Origin of the sequence: Streptomyces katrae (assembly GCF_000966975.1) — a bacterium.
Lineage (GTDB): Bacteria > Actinomycetota > Actinomycetes > Streptomycetales > Streptomycetaceae > Streptomyces > Streptomyces katrae.
Window position 1 is genome coordinate 1 of record NZ_JZWV01000524.1, and the last position, 4,596, is coordinate 4,596.

At 73.3% G+C, this 4,596-nt stretch carries 3 protein-coding genes and 2 pseudogenes; 2 read left to right on the forward strand and 3 right to left on the reverse strand.

The annotated features are described in order from the left end of the window. Positions 1–300, forward strand: a pseudogene (locus VR44_RS19090) (hypothetical protein); the annotation flags it as partial. Positions 301–332: 32 nt separating this feature from the next. Here VR44_RS19090 and leuE read toward each other — a convergent pair. Both leuE and VR44_RS19100 read right to left on the reverse strand, forming a co-directional pair. Further along, the gene (leuE, locus tag VR44_RS19095) at positions 333–986 is read right to left on the reverse strand and encodes a leucine efflux protein LeuE (protein WP_045948754.1); all 654 of its coding nucleotides are present in this window, start codon (positions 984–986) and stop codon (positions 333–335) included. Positions 987–1,031: 45 nt separating this feature from the next. Then, complete coding sequence (locus VR44_RS19100; RefSeq protein ID WP_045948755.1) at positions 1,032–2,627, reverse strand: acyl-CoA mutase large subunit family protein; 1,596 nt, start codon at positions 2,625–2,627, stop codon at positions 1,032–1,034. Between the two features lie 163 nt (positions 2,628–2,790). Here VR44_RS19100 and VR44_RS19110 point away from each other — a divergent pair, with 163 nt between their 5' ends. Beyond that, a complete protein-coding gene (locus VR44_RS19110) occupies positions 2,791–3,669 on the forward strand; it encodes a L,D-transpeptidase family protein (protein ID WP_094191749.1) in 879 nt (292 codons plus the stop codon). Between the two features lie 257 nt (positions 3,670–3,926). Here VR44_RS19110 and VR44_RS19115 read toward each other — a convergent pair. Continuing rightward, positions 3,927–4,596, reverse strand: a pseudogene (locus VR44_RS19115) (hypothetical protein); the annotation flags it as partial.

Sequence of the window (4,596 nt, forward strand, 5' to 3'; positions counted from 1 at the left end):
GCGCTGGTCCCCGACCTGGACGGGCCGCCGCAGGATCCGCCGGCCGACCTGCCGGGGCTGGTGGCGGCGGTGGGCTTCACGATGCAGCCCCGGATCCTGCCGGACCGCCGCGCCGCGGCCGAGGCCTACCTGGCCCGGTACCTGGACCCGTACACCCGGCGCTACTTCGGGCGCCGCCGGCTGACCGCGCTGGGGCTGCCGGGCGGGATCCCGCGGCGGCTGGCGTTCCTGCCGCGCCACCGCGCCGTGCGGCGGGCGGCGCACCGGCTCCGCCGGCGACTGGGCCGGCTCGGCGCGTAGGAGGTGTTGCAATACCCCCTACGCCTGAGGGATCAGCTGACGGCGAGCTTGGCGGCGAAGCCGAGGAAGATCACGCCCGCCGCCGAGGTCGCCCCGGCCGACAGCCGCTTGCGGCGCCGGAAGGCGGCCGACAGACGGGTGCCGGCGAATATCAGGGTGGACAGGTAGAGGAAGCTGACCAGCTGGGAGACCGTCCCGAGCAGCAGGAACGACAGCGCCGGGTGGGCGTACCCGGGGTCGACGAACTGCACGAAGAACGACAGCAGGAACAGGATGGCCTTCGGGTTGAGCAGGCTGACCAGCAGCGCCCGCCGGTACGGCCGCTCGGCCGCGCCCGCCGGCTCCGCGCCCGCCGCGTCCGGCTCCTCCTCACGCGTCCGCCGCGCCCGCCACATGACGGCGGCGGCCCGCATCATGCCCACGGCCAGCCAGCCCAGGTAGCCGGCGCCGAGCACCTTGACCACGGTGAACAGCACCGGGCTCGCCTGGAGCAGCGCCCCCGCGCCGACGGCCGTGAGCACCATGAGCACGGTGTCCCCGGTGAACACGCCGCAGGCGGCCTTGTAGCCCTCCTTCACCCCGCGCCGCGAGGCGACGGACAGGACGTAGAGGGAGTTCGGCCCCGGCAGCAGAACGATCAGCACCACCGCGGCGAGATAAGTAGGAAGATCTGTCACACCCAGCATGAGCAGGAGTGTCCCATAGGTACGCACCTGTCACGCCAGTGAGTTTCACGACCCGAGACCGGCGGGCTCGTACGTCCCCCAGACCTCCCTCAGCACCCCGCAGACCTCGCCCACCGTGGCCCGCGCCCGCAGCGCCTCCCTCATCGGGTGCAGCACGTTCTCCTCCGTCCCGGCGGCCACCTCCCGCAGCTCCTCCAGCGTGCTCCGCACCACCTCCGCGTCCCGCCCCGCCCGCAGCCGGGCCAGCGCCTCGCACTGGCGGGCCTCCACCGCCGGGTCGACGCGCAGCGGCTCGTACGGCTCCTCCCGCTCCAGCGCGAAGCGGTTGACCCCGACCACGACGCGCGCCCCGGCCTCCTGCTCCCGTGCGATCCGGTAGGCGTTGGCCTCGATCTCCCCCTTCTGGAAGCCGGCCTCGATCGCCGCGACCGCCCCGCCGAGGTCCTCGACCCGCCGCATCAGCGCCAGGGCCGCCTCCTCCACCTCGTCCGTCATCCGCTCCACGGCGTAGGACCCGGCGAAGGGGTCCGCCGTGTGCGGGACGTCCGTCTCGTACGCCAGCACCTGCTGGGTCCGCAGCGCCAGCCGGGCCGCCTTCTCCGTCGGCAGCGCGATGGCCTCGTCGAAGGAGTTGGTGTGCAGCGACTGCGTCCCGCCGAGGACCGCGGCCAGCGCCTGCACGCCCACCCGCACGAGGTTCAGCTCGGGCTGCTGCGCCGTCAGCTGGACCCCGGCGGTCTGGGTGTGGAAGCGCAGCATCAGCGACTTGGGGTCCTTGGCCCCGAACTCCTCGCGCATGACGCGGGCCCAGATCCTGCGGGCCGCCCGGAACTTGGCCACCTCCTCCAGGAGGGTGGTGCGGGCGACGAAGAAGAAGGACAGGCGGGGGGCGAACTCGTCGACGGCCATCCCGGCGGCGAGCGCGGTCCGCACGTACGCGATGGCGTCGGCGAGGGTGAAGGCGATCTCCTGCACGGGCGAGGCCCCCGCCTCGGCCATGTGGTAGCCGGATACGGAGATGGTGTTCCACTTGGGCATCTCGGCGCGGCAGTAGCGGAAGGTATCGGCGGTCAGCCGCAGGGAGGGGCCGGGCGGGAAGATGTACGTCCCCCGGGCGATGTACTCCTTGAGGACGTCGTTCTGGATCGTGCCCGTCAGCCGGCAGCCCGCGATGCCCTGTTCCTCCGCGACCAGCTGGTACATCAGGAGCAGCAGGGCGGCCGGGGCGTTGATCGTCATCGAGGTGGAGACCCGGTCGAGGGGGATGCCGTCGAGGAGCGCCCGCATGTCCTCGACGGAGTCGACGGCGACACCGACCTTGCCGACCTCCCCGGCGGCGAGGGGGGCGTCGGAGTCGTGGCCCATCTGGGTGGGCAGGTCGAAGGCCACGGAAAGGCCGGTCCCGCCGCCCTCGATGAGGCGCCGGTAGCGGGCGTTGGACTCGGCGGCCGTGCCGAAGCCGGCGTACTGGCGCATGGTCCAGGGGCGGGCCGCGTACATCGTGGGATGGATGCCGCGGGTGTACGGGTACTCCCCCGGCGCCCCGAGGCTGTCCACTGGGTCCCAGCCCGCCAGGGCCTCGGGTCCGTAGACCGGGTCGATCGGGATTCCGCTCTCGGTGCGGGCAGTGGGACGGACCATGCCGTGGACCTCCGTGTCCTTGGAGCCGACCGGCCTGGGGCTGGTACAACCGTGCCCGCGACGACCGCTGGTCACAATGCCGCAACATCGCGGGTTCGTCCGCAACTGTCCACGCCCGCGAGGCATCACCTAGGTACACGACGATGAATCCGGGGGAACCGCGATGCACCGACAGAGAGCCATCATCCGTACGCTCGGCCTCGCCACCGCCGTCGCCTTCGCCGCGACCGCATGCGGTCCGCAGCATTCCGGTTCCGCTCCGGCCGCGCCGTCCGCGCCGGTGGCCTCCCCCTCCGCGTCCGCGTCCAGGCAGGACGACAAGCCGGGGACGGCCTCGCCGTCGCCGTCCGAGTCCTCGTCCCCGTCGGCCTCGGCCTCCGCCTCGCCTTCGCAGTCCGAGGCGCCCGCCGTGAAGCCGGTCATGGCCAACGGCGACGAGAACGACCAGGTCCGCGAGCTCCAGGCCCGGCTGCGCCAGCTGAAGCTGATGTCCTCGGCGCCCACCGGGTTCTACGGCTCGAAGACGACCGCCGCGGTCAAGTCCTTCCAGTCGCAGCACGGGCTCGGTGCCACCGGTGCGGTGGACGAGGCCACCTGGCAGAAGATCCAGGGCCTCAGCAGGAAGCCGACGGAGGAGGAGCTGCGTCCGCCGACCACCAACGAGGTCGCCGCCCCGGACCCGCGCTGCATGCAGGGCCGGGTGATGTGCATCAGCAAGGAGAGCCGGACCCTCGCCTGGATGATCGACGGCAAGGTGGTCTCGTCCATGGACGTGCGCTTCGGCTCGGAGAACACGCCCACCCGCGAGGGCCTGTTCCAGGTGGAGTGGAAGGCGAAGGACTGGACGTCGACGATCTACCACACGCCGATGCCGTACTCGATGTTCTTCAGTCAGGGCCAGGCGGTGCACTACTCGGCCGACTTCGCGGCCCGCGGCTACGCCGGCGCCTCGCACGGCTGCGTGAACGTCCGGGACAAGGCCAAGCTGTCGGCGCTGTTCGACCAGGTGAAGGTCGGCGACAAGGTCGTCGTCTACTGGTGACGGTGATCTCACGGCTCCGGCCGTTCGGTCGGCCGACCGGCCGGAGCCGTGGGAGAGGAAGGGGCGCGGGCAGGGCCGGGGGAACGTGCCCCGCCCGCGCCGGGTGCGCAGAGCCCAGAGGTACGGGGGGAACCCCGGCTCTCGCGCGGCCGATGACCAGTCGGCTCGTTCTGTACTGCGCCGGGGGGTCGAAAAGTGTTACTGCCCTCCGCGCAGACTTTCGGAGAAGCGTTTCCGCACGCTGTTCCGGGGGTCTGTCAGCGGGTGCGGAAGCCCAGCGGGCCGGCCGGGCTGAGGACCGGCGAGGGCACGACGACGCCGCCGCCCTGGTCGGCGGTGCCGCTCTGCGGGGTGCCCGAGCGCGGCGCGTCCAGCAGGGTCGCGCAGAAGCGCGGGACCTTCGCGAGGCCGCCGGCGATCTTGGCGAGGTGCTGCTCGCGGTCCTCGGCCAGCCTGTTCGCGAGGTGGTCCCGGCACAGGGTCTCGGGGCGGTCCTGGTCCTCCCCGCCGCGGTCCTTGCCGCCGGTGTCTCCGCCGCCCTGGGTGCCGCCGTTCTTGTCGGTGAACGTGTTGCGGGTGCCGCCGTCCGTGCCCGCCGCGCCGCCTCCCGTACCGGGGGTCGTCACCGCGCCGGGCGGCAGCGACAGGCTCGGGGCGGAGTCCAGCGGGGTGCGGGCCCGGCCGTCCGGCGGCAGGGAGATGCCGGGGGAGAGGGAGGCGAGGCCGTCACCGCCCTCCGGGGTGGGCCGCAGCTGCGGTAGGGGGGTGGGGCCGGCCGTCTCCCCGGCGGGCGTCCGGTCCGAGTCGGCGCTGACCGAGACCGCGGGCGCGGGGCCCGCCGTGAGGTGCACGGCCCGGTCCAGCAGGCCGGTGCCGGCGACGGCGGCGATCCCGCCGACCGCGACGCCGGCCAGCGCGGCCGCCAGG